The organism is Psychrobacter coccoides, from assembly GCF_017498085.1.
Taxonomy (GTDB): Bacteria; Pseudomonadota; Gammaproteobacteria; order Pseudomonadales; family Moraxellaceae; genus Psychrobacter; species Psychrobacter coccoides.
This window is the reverse complement of record NZ_JAGBKM010000005.1, coordinates 57,398-82,925: the sequence shown is the minus strand read 5'-3', so window position 1 is coordinate 82,925 and position 25,528 is coordinate 57,398. Positions and strand designations below refer to the sequence as shown.

24 protein-coding genes are annotated in these 25,528 nt (G+C 48.3%); 4 read left to right on the top strand and 20 right to left on the bottom strand.

Annotated features, from left to right (window positions below):
* The first annotated feature begins 101 nt into the window (after window positions 1-101).
* Window positions 102-632, top strand: coding sequence for a hypothetical protein (locus J3492_RS04345; RefSeq protein WP_207990267.1), 531 nt, complete (start codon window positions 102-104; stop codon window positions 630-632).
* A 118-nt stretch (window positions 633-750) separates the two neighbouring features.
* Here the strand turns inward: J3492_RS04345 and J3492_RS04340 are convergent, their stop codons facing one another.
* Entirely contained in the window at window positions 751-3,267 is a 2,517-nt protein-coding gene (locus tag J3492_RS04340; RefSeq protein WP_243453099.1) for a Tex family protein, read from the bottom strand.
* A 344-nt stretch (window positions 3,268-3,611) separates the two neighbouring features.
* Between J3492_RS04340 and ompR the strand changes: the two genes are divergently transcribed.
* Window positions 3,612-4,367 carry an osmolarity response regulator transcription factor OmpR gene (gene ompR / locus J3492_RS04335; RefSeq protein ID WP_243453098.1) on the top strand — a complete coding sequence of 252 codons (756 nt, stop codon included), beginning with the start codon at window positions 3,612-3,614 and terminating at the stop codon, window positions 4,365-4,367.
* Window positions 4,368-4,472: 105 nt separating this feature from the next.
* Here the strand turns inward: ompR and J3492_RS04330 are convergent, their stop codons facing one another.
* The 4 genes from J3492_RS04330 to ubiG all read right to left on the bottom strand — a co-directional run bounded on the left by J3492_RS04330 (window position 4,473) and on the right by ubiG (window position 7,500).
* Window positions 4,473-4,739 carry a DksA/TraR family C4-type zinc finger protein gene (locus J3492_RS04330; protein ID WP_207990265.1) on the bottom strand — a complete coding sequence of 89 codons (267 nt, stop codon included), beginning with the start codon at window positions 4,737-4,739 and terminating at the stop codon, window positions 4,473-4,475.
* A gap of 120 nt (window positions 4,740-4,859) precedes the next feature.
* On the bottom strand, window positions 4,860-5,684 hold the full coding sequence (locus J3492_RS04325; RefSeq protein WP_207990263.1) for a YciK family oxidoreductase: 825 nt from the start codon (window positions 5,682-5,684) through the stop codon (window positions 4,860-4,862).
* 251 nt (window positions 5,685-5,935) lie between these two features.
* Window positions 5,936-6,646 carry an HAD family hydrolase gene (locus J3492_RS04320; RefSeq protein WP_207990261.1) on the bottom strand — a complete coding sequence of 237 codons (711 nt, stop codon included), beginning with the start codon at window positions 6,644-6,646 and terminating at the stop codon, window positions 5,936-5,938.
* 38 nt (window positions 6,647-6,684) lie between these two features.
* Window positions 6,685-7,500, bottom strand: a complete 816-nt coding sequence (ubiG, locus tag J3492_RS04315) for a bifunctional 2-polyprenyl-6-hydroxyphenol methylase/3-demethylubiquinol 3-O-methyltransferase UbiG (protein WP_207990259.1) — start codon at window positions 7,498-7,500, stop codon at window positions 6,685-6,687.
* A 293-nt stretch (window positions 7,501-7,793) separates the two neighbouring features.
* Here ubiG and J3492_RS04310 point away from each other — a divergent pair, with 293 nt between their 5' ends.
* Window positions 7,794-8,414 (top strand): thiol:disulfide interchange protein DsbA/DsbL, encoded by a 621-nt coding sequence (locus tag J3492_RS04310; protein ID WP_207990257.1) that lies wholly within the window; start codon window positions 7,794-7,796, stop codon window positions 8,412-8,414.
* A 172-nt stretch (window positions 8,415-8,586) separates the two neighbouring features.
* Here J3492_RS04310 and yjgA read toward each other — a convergent pair whose 3' ends face one another.
* From yjgA to mazG, 8 genes are all read right to left on the bottom strand, one after another.
* Window positions 8,587-9,099, bottom strand: a complete 513-nt coding sequence (yjgA, locus tag J3492_RS04305; RefSeq protein WP_207990255.1) for a ribosome biogenesis factor YjgA — start codon at window positions 9,097-9,099, stop codon at window positions 8,587-8,589.
* 123 nt (window positions 9,100-9,222) lie between these two features.
* Window positions 9,223-10,173, bottom strand: coding sequence for an RNase adapter RapZ (rapZ, locus tag J3492_RS04300; RefSeq protein WP_207990253.1), 951 nt, complete (start codon window positions 10,171-10,173; stop codon window positions 9,223-9,225).
* A 54-nt stretch (window positions 10,174-10,227) separates the two neighbouring features.
* Entirely contained in the window at window positions 10,228-11,100 is an 873-nt protein-coding gene (gene panC / locus J3492_RS04295; RefSeq protein ID WP_207990250.1) for a pantoate--beta-alanine ligase, read from the bottom strand.
* A gap of 46 nt (window positions 11,101-11,146) precedes the next feature.
* Complete coding sequence (gene panB / locus J3492_RS04290; protein ID WP_207990248.1) at window positions 11,147-11,947, bottom strand: 3-methyl-2-oxobutanoate hydroxymethyltransferase; 801 nt, start codon at window positions 11,945-11,947, stop codon at window positions 11,147-11,149.
* A gap of 69 nt (window positions 11,948-12,016) precedes the next feature.
* Window positions 12,017-12,538 carry a 2-amino-4-hydroxy-6-hydroxymethyldihydropteridine diphosphokinase gene (folK, locus tag J3492_RS04285; RefSeq protein ID WP_243453097.1) on the bottom strand — a complete coding sequence of 174 codons (522 nt, stop codon included), beginning with the start codon at window positions 12,536-12,538 and terminating at the stop codon, window positions 12,017-12,019.
* 52 nt (window positions 12,539-12,590) lie between these two features.
* Window positions 12,591-14,795, bottom strand: coding sequence for a polynucleotide adenylyltransferase PcnB (gene pcnB, locus J3492_RS04280; RefSeq protein ID WP_207990246.1), 2,205 nt, complete (start codon window positions 14,793-14,795; stop codon window positions 12,591-12,593).
* A 184-nt stretch (window positions 14,796-14,979) separates the two neighbouring features.
* On the bottom strand, window positions 14,980-15,357 hold the full coding sequence (locus J3492_RS04275; RefSeq protein WP_207990244.1) for a ComEA family DNA-binding protein: 378 nt from the start codon (window positions 15,355-15,357) through the stop codon (window positions 14,980-14,982).
* Between the two features lie 3 nt (window positions 15,358-15,360).
* Window positions 15,361-16,221 (bottom strand): nucleoside triphosphate pyrophosphohydrolase, encoded by an 861-nt coding sequence (gene mazG, locus J3492_RS04270; RefSeq protein ID WP_207990242.1) that lies wholly within the window; start codon window positions 16,219-16,221, stop codon window positions 15,361-15,363.
* 170 nt (window positions 16,222-16,391) lie between these two features.
* On the opposite strand from mazG, the gene J3492_RS04265 reads away from it, so the two are divergent.
* Window positions 16,392-17,882 (top strand): phosphohexomutase domain-containing protein, encoded by a 1,491-nt coding sequence (locus tag J3492_RS04265; RefSeq protein ID WP_279381144.1) that lies wholly within the window; start codon window positions 16,392-16,394, stop codon window positions 17,880-17,882.
* A gap of 11 nt (window positions 17,883-17,893) precedes the next feature.
* Here J3492_RS04265 and J3492_RS04260 read toward each other — a convergent pair whose 3' ends face one another.
* The 7 genes from J3492_RS04260 to J3492_RS04230 all read right to left on the bottom strand — a co-directional run bounded on the left by J3492_RS04260 (window position 17,894) and on the right by J3492_RS04230 (window position 25,508).
* On the bottom strand, window positions 17,894-19,255 hold the full coding sequence (locus J3492_RS04260; RefSeq protein ID WP_207990240.1) for a UDP-glucose/GDP-mannose dehydrogenase family protein: 1,362 nt from the start codon (window positions 19,253-19,255) through the stop codon (window positions 17,894-17,896).
* Between the two features lie 224 nt (window positions 19,256-19,479).
* Window positions 19,480-21,189, bottom strand: coding sequence for a glucose-6-phosphate isomerase (pgi, locus tag J3492_RS04255; protein ID WP_207990238.1), 1,710 nt, complete (start codon window positions 21,187-21,189; stop codon window positions 19,480-19,482).
* A gap of 56 nt (window positions 21,190-21,245) precedes the next feature.
* Window positions 21,246-22,142 (bottom strand): UTP--glucose-1-phosphate uridylyltransferase, encoded by an 897-nt coding sequence (locus J3492_RS04250; protein ID WP_207990236.1) that lies wholly within the window; start codon window positions 22,140-22,142, stop codon window positions 21,246-21,248.
* A 73-nt stretch (window positions 22,143-22,215) separates the two neighbouring features.
* On the bottom strand, window positions 22,216-23,196 hold the full coding sequence (locus J3492_RS04245) for a CgeB family protein (RefSeq protein WP_207990234.1): 981 nt from the start codon (window positions 23,194-23,196) through the stop codon (window positions 22,216-22,218).
* Between the two features lie 74 nt (window positions 23,197-23,270).
* Complete coding sequence (locus J3492_RS04240) at window positions 23,271-23,783, bottom strand: IS630 family transposase (protein ID WP_341534082.1); 513 nt, start codon at window positions 23,781-23,783, stop codon at window positions 23,271-23,273.
* Window positions 23,770-24,120 (bottom strand): IS630 transposase-related protein, encoded by a 351-nt coding sequence (locus J3492_RS04235; RefSeq protein ID WP_207990232.1) that lies wholly within the window; start codon window positions 24,118-24,120, stop codon window positions 23,770-23,772. Before J3492_RS04235 ends, J3492_RS04240 begins: the two co-directional genes overlap by 14 nt.
* Window positions 24,121-24,326: 206 nt before the next feature.
* Window positions 24,327-25,508 (bottom strand): SGNH/GDSL hydrolase family protein, encoded by a 1,182-nt coding sequence (locus J3492_RS04230; RefSeq protein ID WP_207990230.1) that lies wholly within the window; start codon window positions 25,506-25,508, stop codon window positions 24,327-24,329.
* Between the last annotated feature and the right edge of the window lie 20 nt (window positions 25,509-25,528).

Genomic DNA, 25,528 nt, shown 5'->3' with positions numbered 1-25,528 from the left:
CTGAGTATAAATAAACTTTTAGCGATGCCGATGTACTCGGTCTGCTATAAAAACAGGTCTTAAAATCGTTTTTATAGACAATCAACTTAAGGAATCAAATCATGCAAAACCGCACTTTATCTCTATCGTTGCTAATGAGCGCCGCTTTGGCGATACCAAGTCTGGCCATGGCTGCTGACGCTGATGAGATGACGAACGTCACACCAGCCGACATGCGCACCACACCAGTCGATAATACATTACAAGCTGAAGTGGAAGGTCCTGATGGTGAGCTACTGGCTACCCAACCTGGCGCTATCGAAACCAATGAAGCTGAAGCAGTTGCTATGGCTGATATGGGTGATGAAGTAGAGGTCAGTGAAGACATGGCTGATGATGTTGACATAGATTCTGATGCTAACGTAGTACAAGCAGAAGCTTTGCAACCAGCACAGACCTCGCAAGCTTTAAACATGCAGCACAGCAACCCTGATTATCAGCCATTACTCAGTGGTGAAAACGCTACTGGTGAGCAAGCAGCTGATACCGCCATTACCTTACAAGAAAAAGAAAAGGACTCACGTGGTGAGCTGCTGGCTACCCAACCTGCTGACATCGAAGCCAGCGAAAGCCGCCGTATTAGCGTGCGCTAAAAGGCATTGCTACACACATAACAATGTGATGCAAACCAAGTGGATATAACTATCATGACCTAAAAAGGCAGCCAATTGGCTGCCTTTTTAGACTGACGCACTGATGAACTCAGCGCACTTATTTTTTATTTTTTGTGACGCCCGCTTCTTGTAATAGCGCCCCTAGAGTACCAATCTTACTAGGCGCTTCTGCCTTGCTAGATTTTGGCGCATTATTGCTGCGATGACTTGCCGGCTTGCTTCCTTTATCACTTCTACCTTGAGGACGCTTGCCACGCGGCTTGGTAGGACGCTTATCACCCTCAGTCGCTGCTGGATTGCTGCGTGGGCGAGTGGGTTTCTTATCCGTATTACGGGCTGGCTTCTCGCTTTCTGGTTTCATACTAAAACCAATACGGCCACGTTGCTCATCGATAGAGATGACTCGTACCGAAACGATATCACCTGGTTTGACACGGTTCATCGGATCAGCGACAAAGTCATTGGCCATCTGCGAGATATGCACTAGGCCGTCTTGATGCACGCCGACATCGACGAAACAGCCAAAGGCAGTCACATTGGTGACGACGCCTTCAAGCTGCATGCCTTCTTCTAAATCTTTAATGCTATTGACATCTTCACGGAAGTTGGCGGTTTTGAACTCAGGGCGTGGATCACGTGCTGGTTTGGCCAGCTCATCAACGATGGCTTTGACACTGATATTGTCGTCGTTGGCCGCAAGTGCAGTGGTATCGATAGTTTTTAGTACACCATCGTTACCCAGTACTTCTGGTAGGGCTTTGCCTGTTTGCGCCAGTAAGCGATCGACTAACTCATAGCTCTCTGGATGTACGCCAGTCGCATCTAGTGGGTTGCTGCCATCATGGATACGCAAAAACCCTGCTGCTTGCTCAAAAGTCTTAGCACCTAGACGTGGCACGTTTTTTAGGGCTTCACGGTTATCAAATGCTCCGTGCTCTTTACGATAAGTGACGATTTGCTGCGCCACATTGCGGTTGAGCCCGGCGATGTGCGCTAAGATAGCAGGGCTGGCGGTGTTGACATCTACACCAACAGCGTTAACACTATCTTGCGTCACCTTATCTAGGCTATCTGCCAGTTGATTCTGATTGACATCGTGTTGATACTGCCCTACGCCAATGGCTTTGGGGTCGACCTTTACCAGCTCTGAGAGGGGATCTTGTAAGCGACGTGCGATAGACACTGCCCCGCGTACCGAGACATCTAAGTCAGCCAGCTCATCACCGGCCAGCTCACTGGCAGAGTAGACAGAAGCCCCAGACTCATTGACGATGACGGCTTTGGCTTTTAAGTCAGTGTTGGCTGCCAAAATCTCTTTGATCATCGCATCGGTTTCACGACTGGCCGTACCATTACCAATGGCGACCAAGTCGACATGATAAGTACTTAGTAGCTCATCGATGATCTTTTTGGCTTCAGCCATTTTATTATCAGGCGCAAACGGATAGACAGTAGCGACCACAGGCTTATCTTCACTATCCAACATAACATGGCCTTGAGCATCGACAATCGCCATCTTAACACCATGACGAATACCAGGATCGACGCCTAAGATGACTTTGCGACCAGCAGGCGCTGCCATCAATAAATGCTGTAAGTTGTTGGCAAACACCTCAATCGCATCGGCTTCTGCTGTCAGACGTTTTTCTGTCAACAAGCGATGCTCGATATGCGGACGCCATTTGTCTTTCCACAAGCTATTGGCCGCTTGGGTCAAAAACTCACGACGCTCGGCAGGGGCTTTGGCATCCACTTTAAAATGACTGATGATTTTTTCGACAAAAGGCGCATCTTCACCTTCGACCTTTAAGGTCAATACGTTTTCTTGACGGCCGCGGAGCATCGCAAGCAAGCGATGATTGGGCAGACGGGTGAGGCTTTCGCTGTGCTCGAAGTAGTCTTTAAACTTCTCGCCGACTTCACGCTTCTCTTCACTGGCGACGCTCGAGACGATACTGGCCGTTTTGGCAAAGCCACTGCGTAAGCCGTCAAGCAGGTCAAGCGCTTGCGTCCACTCATCAATAATAATGGCTTGTACGCCAGCAAGCTGCTTGTCGACATCGCTAAAGTCAACCTCTATCTCGTTGTCATTATCATCAGTGATGCTCGTTGGTGCTTGATAGTCAGCCAGCGCCTCTATTGGCGTAATCTCTTGGGTCAGTATTGCTTGCGCTGCCACATCGAGACCTGCCGCACGGGCTTTAGCAGCCGGTGAGCGGCGGCGTGGACGATAGGGCAAATAAATATCTTCAAGCTCAAGTTTGGACGTTGCATTATCAATACGTGCCTGCAGCTCGTCGGTCAAATTGCCTTGCGTGCTGAGCAGCTCAGTAATTTTGAGGCGACGGGTGGCCATATCACGTTCGTAATTGAGCGATTTTTCTAACGCTCGCAATTGGGCATCGTCAAGATTTTGGGTTTTTTCTTTGCGATAACGCGCAATAAATGGGACTGTTGCCCCTTCATCGTATAGTTTGACAAACGCATTGACTTGAGCAGTCTTAATGCCAAGCGCGCGAGCAAGCTTGTCGTGAATATTCGCGTGGGTGGTTGCATCTAGGCTCTGAGCTTTTGTCGAGGCCTGAGAAGGCATTTGGGTATCAGTGCTACTCATATCCGTATCAATCGTTGAGAAATGTAGTTTTGCATTATAGCAAAAGCTGCATGAATAAAAATCCTTTTTATATTTTCATTGTTTATTACGGTTTTTGGGGCGCAAATCACCTTATATCAGTCATTCTATGTCTATGTTAAACAAACCCATACAGCATTTATGCCTATCAGTGATGCAATTAGTGATGCAATCTTATACACTAAAGCAGTAATATTATAAATAATGACCACCATTTAGCTATTGCACAAAAGTTGTGATTGCCTCATATATATAAATGATTGCTTATAAACCAAATAACGTAAAGCATCTCTGACAATAATAATGTTTATTACAAGGAATTCTGCATGACTGATAATACCAACCCCGATATGATGACCCAGCGTATTTTAGTCGTTGATGACGATGCACGCTTACGCTCTTTGCTGCAGCGCTTTCTAGAAGATGATGGTTTTGTCGTGCGTACGGCGCATGATGCCAGTCAAATGGACAAGCTGATGCAACGTGAACTGTTTTCTTTGGTGGTATTAGATTTGATGCTACCAGGTGAGGATGGTATCAGCATTTGCAAGCGTCTACGTGAAGATAAAGGGGACATCCCCATCATTATGTTGACAGCAAAAGGCGGTGACGCCGATCGTATTGCAGGTCTTGAGGCGGGCGCTGATGACTATTTGCCCAAGCCATTTAACCCAAAAGAGCTACTGGCCCGTATCAAAGCAGTACTACGTCGCCAAAACCGTGAGCTGCCCGGTGCCCCAAGTCATCAGCTCGAAGTGGTCGAGTTCGGCCCTTGGACGCTTGATTTGTCCACTCGCACCCTCAAACGTGATGGTAATGTCGTGACCCTGACGACGGGCGAGTTTTCTGTCCTCAAAGCTCTGGTACAGCATCCTCGTGAGCCACTGACTCGTGATAAGCTGATGAATCTGGCTCGAGGCCGAGAGTGGGGAGCGATGGAGCGCTCTATCGATGTGCAAGTCTCACGCTTGCGCCGTCTGATCGAAGACAACCCCTCGCAAGCACGTTATATCCAAACGGTCTGGGGCGTGGGCTATGTCTTCGTACCAGATGAAGCTGAGCCAGAAGAAGACGCTGAATAGCTGATATAGCAGTCATTTGATATAAATGACAGCACAAAAAACCCTGCACACGTGCAGGGTTTTTTTATCGATCTATGGTTAAGATAATTCGCTCGTACGCATTTATTAGCGCAACTGACTGTCTTTACTGCCACGGCGATTAAACAGCTCAGTCGCCTTGGTCTGTTGTTCTAGCTCTGTTTGACAGCCTACGCAGTGCTGCACCCCTGGCATGGCTTCTCGCCTTGCTTGCGGTATAGGCTCACCGCATTCATCACAATACTCAGCACTCTCACCTGAGGGTAGCGTACGTCTCAATCTATCCAGCGCATCATTGATGGTCGCATCCATTTGCTCATGTTCGGCGCCATCTCTTGCCCAACCACCTGCCATAGTCTTATCCTTTGTTATTTATCATTAAATGCTTTAATAACAACTAGATGGGGTTGTCGGTGCTTGCTTTCAATAGGTCATAAAGCTGTATTGAGCAGACAAATAGGATACTGACAGTAGCTAGTCTTTTGGCTGTAATGCCACAACCTGCCCGCGCACGTTGATACTGTCATCACTCATCAAACAGACATAGCCTGACATAATGTCCTCTGGGGTCTTTAGGCTCATGGGGTCTTCGCCCGGAAAGGCGTGAGCACGCATGTTGGTACGAGTGCCGCCAGGATTGATACAGTTAAAACGTAAGCTGGTCGTATTTTGGGTCTCTTGAGTAAAGATATCGCTCATACCTTCTACGGCTTGCTTTGACAACGCATACGCCCCCCAAAACGCACGGGGATGGGTGCCGACTGAGCTTGAGGTAAACACAATCGAGCCATGATCGGCCGCTTTCAGCAGTGGCAGCAGGGCTTGAGTGAGCATAAAGGTCGCTGTGGCATTGACATGCATGACTTTGGTAAAGGTAGTGACATCATACATCTCAAGCGGGGTCAGATCTCCTAAGATCCCAGCATTATGCAGTATCCCATCGAGATGACCAAACTCTTTATAGATTAGATTGTGCAGCTGCTGCATCTCATCATAGGGTGCATGCTCTAAGTCCATAGGCAGTATCGCTGGCTGCGGCCCGCCTGCACGCTCAATCTCATCATAGACTTGTTCAAGCTTACTGCTCGTACGGCCAAGCAATAGCACGGTAGCCCCATAGCGAGCATAAGTTAAAGCGGCTATGCGCCCAATACCAGCGCCGGCACCGGTCACTAAGATGGTCTTGCCTGCTAGACAGTCCTCAGAGGGCGCATAATGACGAATGGCTTCATGGTTTAAAGCTTGACTGGGCGCAGATGAAACGGGTTGATTAGAATCCTGCTTGGCATGGTCACTCATGATGTTACTCACTACTTAATTAATAAATGCTTGTTAATAAAGGCTTGGTTAATGATTAGGGCGTGTCCTCAATCTGAACGATTGCATCTAAATGGACTAAAAATGGCTAAATTTTGCCAAACGGCGTCAAATAACTGGTTAATATCCCGATATTATCTGCGTTATTTTCCTTGTTTGACTTCAATTTATCTCATTTTTATCATCATTTTCAAAATGAGGACACGCCCTAGGGTTTGTTGTGCCTCTAATCTCTACAGATATTCAAACTTGCCTGCAGACAACAGCAGCTTATTGAGCTGTTTGGGCGTCTCAACGATATAATCTGCGCCAAAATGCGCTAACTTATCCTGATCCTCTGGCGGTATATAGCCATAAGCGGCTAAAATCGTCAGCATTCCGGCGGCATTACCCGCATCGATATCACGCACATGGTCACCGATATAGATGACACTACCAGCAGCGCCACGAGGTATCGCAAGCTTTTCTAACGCCATATACATAGGCTCTGGGTCGGGCTTATTGCGCGAGACGTCATCAGGACAGACCAGTACTGAACAGCGCTCATGCAGCTGCATCGCTGTCAGCAGCTGCTCAGAGAGATAGCGGGGTTTATTGGTGACGATGCCCCAAGGCACACCTTGGTCTTCAAGGGCTAACAATACCTCATCAAGCGCTTCAAACAAGCAGCTATCGACACAGATATCGGCCTCATAATCATCCAAAAACTGTTGGCGAAACTGCAACAGCTCATCTTCACTGACGTTTGAGTGATCATTATGGTCTAGCATCAGCTTAACCATCGCTGAGGCACCTGCAGAGACTTGCTCTCGAATGGCTGCCGCTGGCGGCGCTTGCCAATCATTTTGCGTGCTCATTTTACTGATGATACGTACAAAATCTGCTGCCGTATCGATAAGCGTGCCATCAAGGTCAAACAAAACAGCTTTTACAAATCGACTCATATCACATGCTCTTATTTTAAATACTTAGGTTAAAGACTTTATGCATCCAGTGGTTTTTGGACCGCCATCAGATAGTTCACGTCGACATTTTGTGCCAACCAATAGCGCTTGGTGATCGGGTTATAATGCAGGCCAATGATATCTTGACGGGTAAATCCGGCACGCATTGCCATCTTATCAAGCTCTGCTGGCGTGATAAACTTGTCATAGTCGTGAGTGCCACGATCGAGTAGGCCTAGCACATACTCAGCCCCGATAATGGCAAACAAATATGACTTTGGATTGCGGTTGATGGTAGAGAGCACACAGACACCCCCTGGCGCCAGTAAGTCAAAGCAAGCCTGTACGATGGCACTTGGGTCTGGCACATGCTCTAGCATCTCCATACAGGTCACCACATCGAACTGCCCTGCTTGCGCTTGGGCTAAGTCCTCCACCGGGATGTTTTGATAGCGCAAAGTATCACTTAAGCCGCTTTGCTCTGCATGCAGGCTCGCCGCCTTCAGGTTCTCATCTCCCAAGTCAATACCCGTCACGTCAGCACCGCGGCGTGCCATCGACTCAGCCAATATACCGCCGCCACAGCCCACATCCAGCACCTTTTTGCCCGCAAGTCCTGACTCGGCAGTATGGTCAGCATCCTGAGCACTGCTGTTATAGCCACGTTTGATGTTTTCTTCAACCCAGTTTAGGCGCAGTGGATTGATATGATGTAAGGTCGCAAAGGCACCTGTTTTGTCCCACCATTCACTGGCAAGCTTATTAAATTTGTCGACTTCACTTAGGTCCACATTAATGGTCGTCTTCATGTCAGGATCCAGCTGAGTAGATTGAGAAGATACGGTAGCGCTCATAGCGTGCCTCTTTGTCATATTGTTTTATCAGTCCAATATTAACATGGGTAGCAGAGAATTGCCGTGACGACATCGTGAGCATTTATGACTGATCTTGTGAACTGATAAGTAATATGTCCTAAATATAGCCTCACCGCTTTACAACGCTTGCGTAAGAATCTGGTTCACAAGTATCGTGCTTTTACGTTATCATAGGCGCATTCTGCTAAGTTAGACAGACGCTTAATGCCTTAGCATTTATCGCTTCGATATTTATTTTGATAACCTTAAATATTCACTCCCAAGGAAAAGATATGAAACGTGTCATCACTTTGACTGGCTTGGCTATGGCTATTGGACTGGCCAACATGGGCGCCCAAGCGGCCGATTATGTCGCTGGAAAAGACTATCGTGTCCTCGAAAACCCAGAGAACATCAGCGGCGACGCTATTATTGTTCGTGAATTTTTTTGGTATGGCTGCCCGCATTGCTACTCACTAAATCCACATATGCAAAAATGGGCCAAAACCAAAGATAAAGATGTGGCGTTTTTTAAAACCCCAGCCGCACTTAACCCAGTATGGGAAGCCAGCGCCCGTGGTTTTTATGCCGCTCAGCTCTTAGGCTATGAAAAACAAACCCACGATGCCTTGTTTGATGCCATCCATAAAGACGGCAAACAGCTGTTTGATCAAGCGTCACTGGCCAACTGGTATGCTTCAAAGGGCGTTGACAAAAAGAAATTTAATAGCTTGTATAACTCATTTGCAGTGGGTACTAAGGTTGGGCGCTCACAAGCAGGCGCAAAACGTTATCAGCTCTCAGGCGTCCCTGCTGTGGTGGTAGATGGTAAGTATGTGGTGACGGGTGAAAGTGCTAAAGTACCTAAAGTAGTCGATTACTTGGTCGATAAAGCCCGTACTGAAAAAAACTAGTCCTACCAGACGCTGGTTAAAAAAGGTCAATCAGACACTGATTGACCTTTTTTTTGGTGTTTTTTTAGCGTTAAGCCATACTTGTGCTGTATCCGTTCGATGCTGTGCAACTGTAGGTTAAGACAGCATCCCAGTAACGCCATGTCATTTTTAAAATGTATTAACGATAGCGTCATTTCTTCAGCTGCGAGAGTATCGCCACTTCTCGGATGTAACTGGCCAGATCTTCTTCTGACTCTGCTAACAGCTCATCGTCTTGTATATGCTTAGCGTACTCAATCCATAGTAGTAGCTGATATAGGCTATGACGTTCGGCAGCCTTGTATTGTTTTACAAACTGCTTGAGCGTGCCCTCATCATTAATATTGAGCCTATCATACCAGCCTTCTATTTTGACGATCTGCTCGTTGGGAAATTGCGCATCAAACAGCGCCTTGACTAGCGCATGACGATCTTCTTCACCGATCAGTTTACCGACCCGCTTGGTCTGTCGATTACGAGCATTGGCGTTGGTGATATCAGCAAGCGCCATCAACTCTGCCATAAAATAGTCACTGGCTGGCAGTTTTTTGAGCTGCTTTTTTGACAAGCCCGCCAACGGTATCGACAACTGCTGCAAGCGCTCGTGGGCCTTTTTTAGTTCGGTGCGTGACACACGCATATCCTGCTCTGACCAATCAATCATACAAACTTTCCCAATAATATAGTTAATGCTAAATAAAAAGAATACAGCTAGGCCCGTGTGCTACTGGTATAAATTTTTCATGCGTATTGCCTACTTACATCACAGTACCATCACGCTAATATGCTACCAGCGCCGCTTTTCACGGTGTTTGGCCACTACTTTTAGGCCTGGCGGCATACTGTTGGCCAGTCGGTGGTACAGGCTATCCGTAATAAATACTGAGCGGTGTTTGCCGCCGGTGCAGCCTATCGCTACCGTCACAGTATGACGGTTGTTGTGCAAAAACTCTGGCAGCCAACGTGATAAAAACCGAGCGATATCATCGGTCATCTCTGCCACTTCCGGATAATCAGCGAAGAACTCACCAACTTCGGAGTCCAGACCTGTGGAGGCACGCAGCTCAGGGTTCCAATGCGGGTTGGGCAAAATCCTCACATCAAATATAAAGTCGGCATCGATAGGACTGCCATATTTAAAGCCAAAAGACAGGATGTTGATGACGATTTGATTGTCCATCCCTACGTGCTCACGCAGCGTGTCTTTTAGCTGATGAATGTTTAGATTGCTGGTGTCAATTTTTATATCAGCGTGGCTGGCAATGGGTTCTAACAGCTCAACTTCTTTTTTGATCGCCGCAGGCAGATTGGAGACACTGTGCTTGGCAATGTCGCTATCGGCATCTTGCGCCATCAGCGGATGGACACGGCGGGTGGCATTAAAGCGTGCGACCAAGGTGCTCTCTTGCGCCGTCACATAGACAATCTTTAGCGCTTGTGCGCCATAGGTTTGCTTTAACGTGCTATAAATCGTGACAAAGTTAGACAGGTCGGCTCGTGGTGTACGAATATCAACCCCTAAGGCGATACGGCGAATATTACTTTCAGCGACCAGCTTATGAGCCGCATTGGGAACCAAGGATAAAGGCAAGTTGTCTATCGAGTAATATCCCAAATCCTCTAAGATATTGAGTACTGAGGTCTTGCCTGAGCCTGAGCGCCCGGATACCACTAAGATACTTAGGCTGTCGGCTTTGTCTGTCTCTGACTGTGGTTGCTGCGTACCTGCCGCTTTCATGATTGACCATCCTAGGTTGTTGCAGTGACTTTTACTTAGAGTGTGTTGAGCGTGTTATTCAAAAATGACCACTTGGTTATCTAACAGCCGTGCCCGTCCAAGCCAGGCCGCCACCAAGATGACTAGATTTTGCGTATTGTCTCTGAGACTTTGCCCATCAGTCAGTGCCTGTAACGCCTCTGTTTTTACTTGCAGATAGTCGATATCAAAGCCGGCGGTGGTGAGGTGTGCCCTGGTCTCAGCCAGTAATGAGGCCAGCTGTTTTTGATCCTCTAACCCGCTGCTCATCTGCTGCGCCAAACGCTGTAGCTCCTGATGCAGGACCGGTGCTGTTTGGCGCTCAGAGGTCGTTAAGTACTGATTGCGTGAAGAAAGCGCTAGGCCATCCGTAGCACGAACGATAGGCGCCGCAACGATCTGAATCGGATAGCTTAAATCACGGACAAGCTGCTTGATAATGGCCAGCTGCTGATAGTCTTTTTGGCCAAAGACGGCCACATCAGGCTGCACTATATTAAACAGCTTAGAGACCACAATCCCCACACCATCAAAATGACCCGGCCGTGACTGGCCACACAGCTGAGTACTGATAGCGCCAGCGAGCACCCTTGTGTCTGGTGGCAATACCGGATACATCTCCTCGATACTGGGCGCAAACACATAGTCGGCAGCCACAGTGGCCAACTTGCTCACGTCATCCTCTAGCGTGCGTGGATAACTGTCGAAGTCTTCACCGGCACCAAACTGAGTAGGATTGACAAAGACACTCACCACCACGATATCAGCGTGTTGCTTGGCTATCTTGACCAGCTCAAGATGACCAGCGTGTAGGTTACCCATCGTCGGCACCAACGCAATGCGTTGCTCGCTGCGCAGCGGTTTTAGCGTGGCTTGTAACTCAGTAATATGATGATGAATGGTCGGCATGATGTCACTTTCTTCTATTTTAAATCGTAAAACAAATCACATAAAACTAGCTAAATTGATGCTGCTCACTCGGAAAGCTGCCTGCACGCACGGACTGCTGATACAGGGCAAAAGCACCCTCAATACTGCCGGCAGTATTGCGCTCATCGGTCAAAAAGTCATGGACAAAGCGAGGCACCCGCCCATGTGCCATGCCCAGCATGTCATGCATCACCAGTACCTGACCGTCGGTATCAGCACCAGCACCAATGCCAATCACCGGCACGGCCACTGACTCGGTGATGGTTTTGGCCAGCTCAGCGGGCACACACTCTAATACCAGTAGTGCCGCACCAGCTTCGACGACGGCCTTGGCATCAGCAAGCAGCTTGTCCGCCGCCGCATCCCCTCGGCCTTGAATCTTATAGCCGCCAAACACGTTGACCAGCTGCGGGGTCAGACCGAGGTGAACGCACGTAGGCGTACCCGCTTGGGCGAGCGTCGTGACCAGGTCACACAGCTCGCTACCGCCTTCTATCTTGATCACATGCGCACCGGCTTGCATCAGTTTGCGACTGTTGGCCACGGCTTCTGGTAAGGTGACATAGCTCATAAATGGCAGGTCTGCCAAAATCAGGGCGCTGTCGTTACTACGGGCAATATTGGCCGTGTGATACGCCATGTCATCGACGGTCACGGGCAAGGTCGAGTCATGCCCTTGTACCACCATGCCCAGACTGTCACCGATCAAGATGGTATCAATCTGCGCCTTGTCCATCATCCGTGCAAACATCGCATCATAACAAGTCAAACAAGTAAACTTAGTGCCTTCTTTTTTAAACTTATTTAAAGTAGATAACGTCGTCATATCACCCTCAATTAATCTGCAATGCCTTTATAGTGCCTTTAGCGATTGTTTTGCTTATGCTCAAAAAACCTAGCTATCATTTGCTAATAACTTTAAGCCTGTCCAGTCATGGCTGGCGGCATAGCTGCTTATTGGTTGCTCAGAAATCTTAATATCTGCTGCCAGCTCACGTAGCGGTATCAGGACAAAATTGCGCTCAAGTAGTCCAGCATGCGGTATGGTCAGCTGCGGCTCTGTCATCTGTACGGCCCCATACAATAAGATATCGACATCAAGGCTACGCTCTCCCCAGCGGCGGATACGTGCCCGCTTTGCCTGCGCCTCCAGCTGCTGACAAAAAGCCAGCAGCGCAAAAGGCGATAGTGTGGTCTCAAACCCTGCCACTGCATTGATAAAGTCGGGCTGATCTTGTGGTCCCATCGGCGCCGAAGCATAAAACGAAGACACCACAACATTGCGTATCTGCTCATGTGCCTGCATGGCTGCAAGTGCGTGCTGTAAATGCTCTACGGGCGAACCCAGCTCATTGGCCAGATTGCTGCCCAAACCGACATAGCAGGTCACCCAGTTGGCGTTGTCCATAGTATCCATTTACTTTTATCACTGACTCTTAGGTAGAGTGGTTATCTTAGAGCGGCCATGCCTAATCAGTCTCAGAGCTGGGCTGACGGCGGCGGCGCTTATGCGGTATCGGTTCTTTGCTGCCGTTTAGCTTACTGGCAATATCTAGACTGACGGTGGCGGCCGCTGTAGTAGCCACCTTGACCGAGGTCTTATTGGCTGATGTCTTGGTTGCTGCCTTATTTGCTGCCTGAGCTGGTGCAGCCTGCGGCGCTGGCTTGGGCGCTTTTTTCTTATACTCAGTAGTGGGCTTACTGCCAGATGGTGTCTGCGATGCCTGTGGTGTCTGCGATGCCTGGGCAGTATCTGTGCTGGGCTGACGGCGGCGACGCTTGTACGGTATCGGCTCGTTATTTAAGCTCACGAGTGCAGGCGTTTTGGCTATGCTGCGCACGGCCTTTTTTGGCGCAGCCGATGGCGATTTGTCCTCAGGCTGCTTTACTGGCTTTGGTGGCGTGATGTTCGAGTCATCACTCTGCGTATCCGACTGTGCACCCTGTGTTGGCTGAGCCTTTTCGTCCTTCACACTGGTTTTTTTATGAGGCGCTGGCTGTTTTTGTGGCGGCTGTTTTTGCGCAGACGTTTGACTGTCTTTTTGCTGCTCACCCGTTGGCTGGCTTGATAATGGCGGCACTACTCTTTCGTGCTCGATGACAAACAAAGGCTCAGGCTGTGATTGCTGACGTTGGCTTGATGACGTACTGGCAAGCGACAACTGCTGCAGCTGTGCCAGCTCTTTGCTGTCTTGTTTGGTCTGCTGGGTGCCTTGGCGTTTAGGCGATTTGTGTGCGGTGGACGGCGTATCAGCAGTAGACGGCATACTCTCTCTCCGGCGACGACGTGAGGCAGTACTCGCATCTGACTTGTCACTATGAGCGCTATCTGCGCTGCCGTGCGGTGAGTCGCTTTGATTCACCACCAGCTCATTGGCGGCACTTGCTGGTTTTTTTTGCCGACTGCGGCCTCGCCCACGTTGGCCTTTTTTGTGAGCGCCGCGGCGCAGGTTTTCATCGAAGTCTTCGATGGCCTGCTGCTGCTCTTTTTCTGATAGGGTTTGATAGGTCTGCCACCACTCACCCATGCCATTGGTCGACTCTGACAGCGGGTGTTTGGCGTCCCCGCACTGCTCACGTAATAATAAAAAGTCAAAACCTGCTCGGAAGCGTGGGTGCTCAGAGAGCGGTACAATCTGCTTGCTGCGAGGTGCTGACAGCTTTGGCTGCAATAGCCAGATATCACGGATAAACTGCTCCGCAAACTTTGGAATGGCGGTCTTGATACGCTGACGGTCGATGACCTTACTGGCGGCATGCAGCTGGGCGTCATGAAAGGGCATATTGCGTTTTTTGGCTTTTTCTAACTGATGCAGGTAGTTTTCCCACAACAAAGCCGCATAGAAAAATGCTGGATTGATGCTTTTGCCAGCAGCGATACGCTTGTCCGTGTTGATCGCCACTTGAGTCACCAAAGCGCTGGGCTCAGACGGTGGATAGATGAGCAGGCTATCTATCGCCCCCGATTCAAACAACAGCGGCAAGAGCGGCACCAGATAACCACCGGTAAACATCTTTTGCGTCTCATCATAGAGGCGATGCGGCGATATTTGCTCGAGTAGCGCCCAGTTATCATCATGAAACTGCTCGGAGAGCTCTGTATCAAACTCAAACCCCAACTTCGCCTTAAAACGCAGCGCCCGTAATAGGCGCACGGGGTCTTCCTCTATCCGTTTGGGCGCATGGCCTAAGAGGCGAATGGTCTTGTTTTCGATGTCCTCTAGCGCCCCGCAGAAGTCGTGCACCACGCCTTTGAGCGGCTGATAATACAGCGCATTGATAGAAAAATCACGACGGGCAAAGTCTTGTTTGATATCACCCCAGACATTGTCCCGTAGGATCATGCCCTCTTGATTGGTGTTGGCAGCACTGGTCGGTGGTCCTCGAAACGTCGCCACTTCGATCAAATCACGACCAGAGTATACATGCGCCAACTGAAAGCGGCGACCGATGATGCGGCAGCGTTTACCAAAGACGTCTTTGATTTCGTGCGGCTTGGCATCAGTAACCGCATCAAAGTCTTTGGGCTGCAGACCTAATAAGGTATCACGCACCCCGCCACCCACGATATAGGCATCAAACCCAGCCCGAGACAAAGTGGCAATGACTTCAGTAATGGAATTGGGTAATTCAGATTTGTTCAGTTCTAACTGCTTGGCGGCACGCTCGGCCATGCATCTACTCCTCGCCGGTATCTTAACCGCTCTCGATGAGCTTCGCTTTTAACGAGCTTAGCATTTATCAGGCGGATGTATTCGCTATTCTAACAAACTTTAGGCTTGCTAGGTGTATTATGCGCTTTAGTTGTGCGCTATTTTGTCAATATCAAGGGTTATGCCGTTTTTTACCACAAAAAACCTACTCACCTACCGTTAGGCGGGCTCGGTTCTTGTCTATGGTCGCCGCCCCGATGCCTTTCACTCTGGCCAACTCCTCCACGGTTTGAAACTCGCCAAACATATCACGGTAGAGGATGATGGCTTGCGCCTTACTGCTGCCGATACCATGCAATGAGACCAGCTCACCTTCCGTCGCCCGATTGATATTGACGGTGGCCTGATCACGGGCTTGGGTGACGGCGGCCTCTTGCGCGATTAAATAATCATAAGCCGCTTGCGGATCGTCAAAACACGGCGCAGCTTGGGCATAATAAGGCCAAGCACTGCTCGCCATCACTACCCAGCAAGCGATGGTCATAAGCCAAGAGATGGACACGCCTTTATAGGTAGCACTCATCTATCAGCGCTCTTCTTGTTTGGCCGCTTCCCATAGGGCATCCATTTCTGTGATATCACTGTCCTCGACCCGCTTGCCAGCAGCGGCCAGTTGCGCCTCGATATAAGCAAAACGTGATTTAAATTTATGCACACAAGTCAGGGCGGCTGTTTCAGCATCGAGGTTTAGTTTACGAGCGACATTGACCAAACCAAACAGACAATCACCCAGCTCTTTTTCTAGCTCATCACGCTGGCGAGGGCTCACGGTCTCGCCTGTTTGCGGCATGATGTCTTTGAGCTCAGCGATTTCTTCTTCTAGCTTTTCGATAGCGCCCTCAACTCCTTGCCAGTCAAACCCCAACTCACTGGCCGCCTGCTGTAAGCTTTGCGCTTGCATAAGAGCACTACCGGCCTTTACTCTATCGAGACGACCTTTGGGCTTCCCTCGGCGTTGACGCTCAAGCGCCTCTTCGGCTTTGATCTCATCCCAGCGGGCTTTGACGGCTGCTTCATCCGCCAGCGTTTCTGCTTCAAAGACGTGCGGATGACGACGTATTAGCTTTTCTTGCAAGGTGGTCATGACGTCACTGATATCGAAGCGCCCCTGCTCAGCATACATCTGGCAATGAAAGACCACTTGCAACAGCACATCACCCAGCTCGCCCTTGATGTCTTCGTCATCATCCGCTTGTACCGCTTCGCCAAGCTCGTAGGCTTCCTCAATCGCATAAGGAATCAGACTATGATTGGTCTGTTTTTTGTCCCACGGACAGTCGGCACGCAGCCGTGCCATCAAGGCGAGCAGATCATCGAGCTGACCGCTGGCTTCTGGCGTGCCTTGTACGGGTTTGGGTGCTGAGATTTTATTTTTTACAGTGGTCATAAAGAATACTCTTATACTTTTAGTGTTTGCTGATTAGAATCACGTTAAATTTATAGCGATTTTGTTGTTAGTGTAGCATTGAACGCCAATTGGCTTATAATTGTATGGCCAAACATTTAACACGCTCTATTCTCTCACCTCACTGCTCAAGCGCAAGGAATCTTGTCATGATGTCTACTTCTGCGACCCCCAGCTATCAGCCAGCGACCGAATTTCACCCCATGACGATTGATTCATTTAAAGCTTATGATATTCGCGGTGAGCTTGGGGTAAACCTTGATGAGGCCATCGCTTACCGTATCGGACGGGCCTTTGCGCAGATTTTATGGCAGCGCTATAACGCCGAAGTTAATGTCAAACCAGAGAGTGAGTTGGCAACGCTAAAACCCGCCATCGTCATCGGTAGCGATATACGCCATTCAAGCGAGCTGCTAAAACAAGCGACCCTCAAAGGCATACTAGATGCTGGCGTCGATGTCATCGATTTGGGCATGACGGGTACAGAAGAGGTGTACTTTGCCACCAGTCACTATCAGGCGCTGGGCGGCATCGAAGTCACCGCCAGTCACAATCCGATCAATTATAACGGCCTAAAACTGGTCAAAGAGTACTCAAAGCCCATCAGCGCCGATGATGGTCTGGCAGAGATTCAGGCCTTGGCAGAGTCTGGACAGTTCGCAAGCAGTGACAGAGCAGCAGCATTGCAGCGGTTAACCGACAAAACTGCCTATATCGAGCATGTGATGGGCTTTATCGATATCGATAAACTCAAACCGCTAAAGCTGGTGATCAACTCAGGTAATGGCAGTGCTGGCCCCGTGGTTGATTTATTGGTCGCCAAGCTCACGCAGGCAGGCGCACCAATCGAGGTAATCACACTGCATCATACCCCTGATGGCAGCTTCCCTAATGGTATCCCCAACCCCATGATCGAGGCCAACAGAGTGGCGACCCAGCAAGCCGTTTTGGAAAACAAAGCCGATCTGGGCATTGCCTTTGATGGTGATTTTGACCGTTGTTTTTTATTCGATGAGACAGGCGAGTTTATCGATGGCAGCTATGTGGTGGGTATGCTGGCGCAGGCGTTTTTAAACAAATATCCAAACGAGTCCATCGTCTATGATCCACGAGTGATATACAACACCGAAGCAGTCATCGAAGAACATAACGGCAAGGCGGTCATCAGTAAGTCTGGGCACTCATTTATCAAGCAGGTGATGCGTGCGTCAGGCGCTGTCTATGGCGGTGAGATGTCAGCCCATCACTACTTCCGTGACTTTTTCTACTGCGACAGTGGGATGATTCCGTGGCTACTGACCATAGAGCTACTCTCAATCACCGGCAAGACGCTGTCCGAGTTGGTCACCGGTTACATCCAAGCCTATCCGAGCTCAGGGGAGATGAACTTTCGCCTCACCACCCATGATGCGCCGACCATTATCAGCGCTATTGAAGACCAGTATCGCAGCCAGCAGCCAAGCAAATCCATGCTTGATGGTTTAAGCTTGAATTTTGGTGCGTGGCGCTTTAATTTGCGTGCCTCAAACACCGAGCCGCTTATCCGGCTCAATATTGAAACTCAAGGTGATCAGACGTTATTGGCCGATAAGGTTCATGAGATTGAGCAGTGGTTAGCGGCACAAGGTGCGGTGCCAGCGTAAGTCAGGGTTTATTATTTAGCACGCCCAATGCCCATATAGTCACCCACCAAACCATTGATCTGTGCTCGTGTCAGCGCATTCTGGGCATCAAAGATAGGCATGGCTTGCTGGTTAAGCTGAGTCATATCAAGCTGATCACGTGGCGACCAGCTGATGATAAACACCGCCTGTGCTTTGTCCAACTGCTGATACGGACTGCCGATCAGCTCAAGCAATGGCTGCTGCCCATACAGTGCGGCAAGCTCAGACTGGGCTTTGTCACTATAGACCAAGGTGCGAATATTATACGACCACAATAATGCCAACAAAGGATGAATGGCAGAGTCGGCCGTACGTCCCGAGCCAGCCTTATAACTGCCGCCCCAAATCATGACCGTTTTATGGTCAATAAAGCCATCAAAATACTGCCAAAACTTACGGAATATCAGCTCTTTTTGATCTTCGTTGATGTGCAGCACCGACTGCAATAGCGGCATCTCTAGGCTATGCGCTTGGCTCGACTGCTGCAGCTTGACCAGCTCTGTCGGCAAGGTATTACCTCCAAAGCCCCAGCCAGCCTGTAAGTAACTGCCACCGACCCGCTCATCCAAGCCCATGATACGGCTGACGTGCTTGATATCGACCTGCTGACTGTCTGCCAAGCGTGACATCTCATTCATAAAGCTGACCCGCGTCGCCAGCATGGCCATGATGCTGCTGCGGGCAAACTCTATGGTGGCGATGTCCGCATAATGGGCGGCACGGGCATGCTGCATCAAGGGCGCTAACAGGCCCAGATGCTGACGACTGTCGGCGGTCTTTTCACCCAGCAGCCACAGTGACGGGTTGAGCATCGAGCTATAAGCATCACCGTCTTGTAAAAACACAAAGGGCACATAATACACCCACGCCCGCTGCAGGCGCTGCGCCAATCCAGCGATATGGCCAGGCTGCTCAATACCGCTCATGATCACAGGCAGTACCTGCTGATGACTGTGATTAAAGGCGGTAAGCCAGCTGTCCTCCGACCAGACAGACTTGATACTGTCGAGAAACAACCAATAAAGCGCTGCGGTGGGCTGCTGCTCATGGCGCGAATCTAGGCGTTGTGCCCTGTCATAGCCCTGTATTAGGGTCGCAGCGCTGTCTGGCAGCGCCCGAGGGACGATTTGCTGCTGCTGCTCATACATCTGCCACAGCGCCTGCAAATGATGCTCAAAACCATATTGCTGTAGCTGCTGCGCTAACCGCTCACGATCAGCATACAGATGCACGAGCTGACCGAGGCTGGCGAGCACCACGGCGCTAGTAATGGCCTCGATACTATGTCCGATAATCACGCAGGCTTTTATTTTATTATGACTATTATTAGCATGGCTTGGATGAACAGACATCTTATATCCTTTTTAATACGGTCGGCTTACTTTACAAACGCTACAGCGTAGACTAAGTTTTTGTGTAGGGTGCTTTCTAAGCATCGTTCAAGCATTGCAATAATGGTGCATGGAATGCGCCCTACAAATCAAACCTTCGCAAGAGCAAAATGCTGGGCTAAAGCCACAGCCTACGATAACTCAGTACCTGTCAAACGTTGTTATGATGGTGCATGGAATGCGCCCTACGACAGCTGTTTGATATGCTGTAATAGCTGATCGGTAGAGCTGTCAAACTGACCAGCCACTTCGTGCTGCATGGCCTGATGTACCGACTCTGCCATCTGCTTGCCCATCTCCACGCCCCACTGATCAAACGGGTTGATATCCCAGATGCTGGCCATGACATAGACCTTATGCTCATACAATGCCACTAAGGCCCCTAAGCTGTGCGGGGTCAGCTCATCAAGCAGCAAGGTGGTCGAGGGCTGATTGCCCCGATAGTATTTATACCTATCGGCCTCAGAAGCGCTGGTGTCATGACTGCCAGCGTCAGCCGCTTCTGCAATAGCGGCATTACCAAAGGCCAGCACCCGGCTTTGTGCCAGACAGTTGGCCAGCGACAGCTCATGCTGCTGCTGCAGTGGCGCATTCTGTACTTTATCACTATAGCGGCGCACACAGGCGATAAAGTCGCAAGACACCTGCTGCGTGCCTTGATGCAGCAGCTGATAAAACGCATGCTGAGCGTTGGAGCCAATCTCACCCCATAGAATCGGACAGGTATCGTAATCGATATGGTCACCATGCAAAGTCACGGACTTACCGTTACTCTCCATCTCCAACTGGGTCAAGTAGCTGGGCAAATAACTGAGACGACCATCATACGGCAAGACGGTATGGGCATTGACCTGCAAAAAGGTACTGTTCCAAACCGCCAGCAGCCCCAATAGCACCGGTAAGTTATCCCTAAAGTCGGCTTGCGCAAAATGGGTGTCCATACTGTGCGCTCCAGCCAGCAGTTCTTTAAACCTGGGCATACCGATACGAATGGCAAGCGCAAGGCCGATCGCTGACCACATCGAGAAGCGGCCACCGACCCAGTCCCACAGCTGCAGCTGATGCTCTGGGTGAATGCCCCATGCGCTCATCTTAGCGCTATTGGCCGAGATGCCGATGAAGTGCCGACGCAGCACGCTGTCCTCCGTCCCTGCTCGCCGCTCGGCGGTGGCCAGTAGCCATGACAAGGCGGTCCTAGCATTGGACAAGGTATCGACGGTGCCAAACGACTTGGAGGAGATGATAAACAAGGTGGTTTCAGGATTGAGGTGCTTGAGCAAATTATCCAGCTGCGTGCCGTCCATGTTAGAGACAAAATGCACTTCGATGTCGGTATCTGCCCACTCATCAAGGGCGGTGGTCGCCATCAATGGCCCCAGATCAGAACCACCGACGCCGATATTGACCACGTCAGTGATGGCCTGACCAGAGAAGCCTCGCCACGTGCCGTTGCGCACCCGCTCAGAGAGTCTGGCCACCTGCGCCAGACTGTGATGCACGTCAGCGACCACGTCTTGCCCGTCCACTTGTAGCGCTGCTGTGTCTGGCAGACGTAGGGCGGTATGCAGGGCGGCACGCTGCTCACTGGTATTGACCATCGCCCCTTGTAGCAGCGCCTGAATACGAGCCGACAGCTCACAGCTCTCGGCGAGACCCAATAGGCCGGATAAGACGCTGTCATCGATACACTGCTTGCTATAGTCCATATATAGCGCCCCAGCGTGGCAACTAAAGCGGCGGCTACGCTCATCATCCTGCGCAAACAGCTGCGCCAGCGACCATGGCTGCTGGGCCAGTGCCTGCAGTTGTTGCCAGTACTCAGAGTGGCGGGCCTTTTTATATGAGCAGTTATAAGAGCCGTTATATGATGCGCTATACGGACTGTTATTTGTCATGTTATTCACCGGCTATTTATCTGCTGATTATCGGCCATTGATAGGCGACCTATCCGTTACTCACCACTCGCCAACTGCTGCTCGGCAAAGTAGATAAAGGCTTGCATATACGAGCGCATGTCGCCAGCATCATAGCTGTCGCCGTGCATGGTGGTGACATTGACACCATCCTCACTGATCAGCGCATCGATGGCATCGGTCAGCTGAATCTCGCCACCGACCGAGGCGGTAGTCTGCGCCAGATAATCAAAGATGCGATTGCTAAACACATAACGCCCGACCACGGCCAAATTAGAAGGTGCGTCTATTAAGCTCGGCTTTTCGACAAAGCCGGCCACTTTAAAGCTGGTGTTTACATTTTTATTGTTATTGCTGTCATTAGCAGCGTCACTGTCATCGTTAGGCGCTTCATGCAGTTGGGCAATGCCGTACTTGTGCACGTCTTTATCCGCCACGGTCTCGACCAATATCTGCGAGTGCCCATCATCAGCAAACTGATTCATCATAAAGGCGAGGTTGTCCACGCTCATGTCGGTGGTGTATGGGTCAAGCACTACATCGGGCAGCATGACGGCAAAGTCGTGCTCGCCAATGATGGGACGCGCTGCCAATACCGCATGACCCAAACCTAAGGGTTTACCCTGACGTATCATCGATACGGTCACATCTTCTGGTAGCCAGTTGAGACTATCAGCCAGCGTGTCTTTGCCTTTGGCTCTAAGCTGATTATCAAGCTCGGCATTGATATCGAAGTAGTTTTCAATCGCGCCTTTTTGGGCATGGCTGACGAGGACGATGTGCTTGATACCGGCAGCGATGGCTTCTGCGACCACATAATGAATGGCGGGACGATTGCCCAATGGCAGCAGCTCTTTGGGTACGGACTTGGACAGTGGCAGCATACGGGTACCAAAGCCTGCGACGGGGATAACGGCGTGGGTGATGTTTTTCATAAATTTTTGGCTATGTTAATTGGCTTTGTTAAAGGGACATAAATAAGGAAATAGAATATATTCTGATAAGTAACTATAACTCAATAAACTCGACAATGCTCTGCAACCATTTATCATAATTGTAATTTTGCAATACATGGTCACTGGCATAGCGCATCATTTCTATCTGCTCTTTAGTATAGCCTTTAGACAGCTGCGCAAATAATTCATCTGCTTGCTCGCGACTGTCAATGACTTCGCACATCCCTTCAAAGCGGGTACTAACGGCCAAACTGGGATTGGTCACTGCCAAACGCCCGCAAGCCATAATCTCAATCAGACGGCGAGAAAACATACTCGGAGAGTCGGTGACGGTATTGACGTTCAAGCAGTGTGAGTACTGTCTGAATAGTTCACCTGTTTGGTCGTAAGGCACGGCAGGTTTGATGGTCATATTGGGCAAATCAGGATAGCGATAGACGTCAGACTTACGATCAGAGTTGCGATCGACGATGGTCAGTCCATAGGGAGAAGCGGCGGTAAATGCCATGTCTTGCCATTGCTTGCGTACACTATGGATATGATGGCTATAGCTGCCGACAAACAGGCTTTGGTTATAACGAGGTGGTAAGTCTATGGGGTGATGAAACTTAGGCTGCACAGCAAAGGGCAGCACCCCTACTTTTACACTCTTACCTAATATAGAGCGATAACGTTCGACACAGTTTGAATCAACGGTCAGTATATATTTGAATAAACTAGCAGAGTCGATAAAACGGTTAAAGTGAGCACCATCTTCCTTATTCCAAAATACCGCAGGAATATTGTATTTATCCGCCAGCTCTAACAGCTTGCGCAACTCGACATTGGTTCGCTCAGGATAATCTGGATAATTAGCGATCTTGTAGCGCCATTTGTCTTTATGTCCGCGCCACGCAGATTCAACAAGGATGAAGTCGGGTTTTTTTCGACGCCAAAGCTGATACGATAAATAACTCTCTTTCGTTTTGACTAAAGTTTCATTCTTCATTGCTAAAGACGTCAAGTCATCGCTGACTAGTAATATACTTAACAAAATAACTGCCTTATATTTAAAAATACTTAAAAGCACAATGGTCTATATTAATAGTATATATCTGAGATATATAGTCAGTTCAAAATAAAATTGTTATGACCAGGGCAAATATCATAAAACAATTTGGATAAGTCATCTTGCATCCAGCCTTGGCGTAGAAACTTCACTTGAGCCCATTTCTTTTCAATAGGGTTCAAGTCTGGGCTGTACGGTGGTAACCAAAGAATGCGATGCCCGTGCCTGTTTAGTAGCTTTTGAATGCGTTTGCTCTTATGAAATCTGGCGTTATCCATCACAATCACGCATTTGGTTTTAAGACTTGGGATGAGGGTTTGTTTGCACCAGCCGTAGAATATGCTGCTGTTGATGTTGTACTTAAAGTAATCAAGTGCAAACAGCATCTTGTTATACAGAGCACCGATAACGTTGGTTCGCTTTTTACCTTGCCAGTTGTAGCGATCGATACATGGCTTACCAATAGGCGCGTAACCATGAGAACGAATGGTTTCAGCCTCAAAGCCGCTCTCATCCATATAGACAATGGGATAGCCTTGTTGTTTAAAGGTATCAAGCTTACTTTGATAGATCGCTCTTTTTATCGGACATGCCTTTGGATGCTCTAAGGTCTTTTTTTTGACTGATGCCTAACCGCTTTAGGGCATGATAAATGCCTGTTTTACTATAGTTTAAACGACGTGCTCGCTCATACTGATAATCATCAGGATGCTCTTTGACATCATTAAGTAGCACGTCATCTGGTATTTTATAGGGTTTGGTTTGCCTGGTTGTTTTGCTATGAATACGTCTCTTCCAGTTCTGTATCGTGGTTGGACTGAGATTATAGAACTCAGCTGCCTCGGCAAAGGTCATACCCTCGTCTAAGCTTTTAAGAACTTGCATACGGAAATCTAGTGAGTAAGTCATGGTCTTTATAATAACAATTGAATTTAATACTTAGTTTATAACATTTTTAGGTGAAATTGACTATAGCATGTACATTCGAAGCTAAATATCGTGAAGCATATCAATAATCATTATTCTATCGTCAAGTATATCAACTCTGATTACAAACAAATTATTTATGAATGTAAGAGTGAAATTAAATAATTAGCTATAGCCCCTTAATATAATTATACATTGATGACTGATATATAAGAATGATGGACCTTAACATCATAGCAGCGCCACCCACGCAATCCTATACGAAGCTTATTACACCCTTCAGGTATTTGAAGCTCAATAATTTTCTCAATTTTTTTTCCTTCAGGACCATTAATATACTTAAAGTATCCTATTTCTTTATTATCAGATCTCGCCAAATCAGATTTTATGTTTTCAGAGCCATAGTCTACTGCCATAAGTACCTGTTTACTTTCAAACCCATTAGGGTATTCAGCATCGATCACTATCTTTACAATACTACGCTGTGAAACGTCAAATCTTTCAGACCAAATTAAATCTTTAGTCAGAAGTGTATTATTGCATATTATGTAGCTCTTCATTGAAACATGATTATCAATCTCTAAGCCCGGCTTAATAGCTTCATATACACGCTTCGCATAATAGTTACTTCCACAAGATAATAAATGTAAGGGATCGTAAAAAAGCTCCTTAGCCTCTTTTAGTCCTTTTTCCAAATTAATAAATGGTATGTTCTTTGATAAACAAATTTCCGAGGTAATTTTATTTAATTTCTCATAATAAATATTATTACCCGTATATATTATAGATGTCATAAAAAGTTGCAATTGTAAGATATCACACAACTCTATAATCATTTTTATATTCTTTATGAAGGGATCATAGTCTATTTCATTAGTAATTTCTGGATCTCTATTAGTAGCAGGTACTATAGATGCATATCGCCAATCATCACTGTAATAGTTTTCCTTTAGCCTTAAAGTGCTAGCATCATTACTGGGAACAGAAACAACAACTGTTGACTGCTTTTTGTTACCTAATTTATTGATTATTAAGTTAATAATATTAAGTGTTTGTGCTCCTGATACACCAAGATTAAAAACCTTATAGTCATACCGATTTTCTAATAAAAGTCTCTCTAATACACTTTGTGGCTTCATACTAGCACGAATATATATGGCTTCAATAGATGAGTCACCTAACAGATATATGTGCTTACTAGAGTTGGATCCCCAAGGACTCAACTGATTACCTTCAGAGTTTGTCTGAACTCTATAGATCTCATGGCTGTTTAAGCTATCCCTAGTATGTAAATAATCTGCACTTGGAATATAGACTTTATCTAGATTTAATCCAAGCTCTTTAAGTCGAATAAATCTTTTTAAACTCATAAAAATTCACTAATAATCTT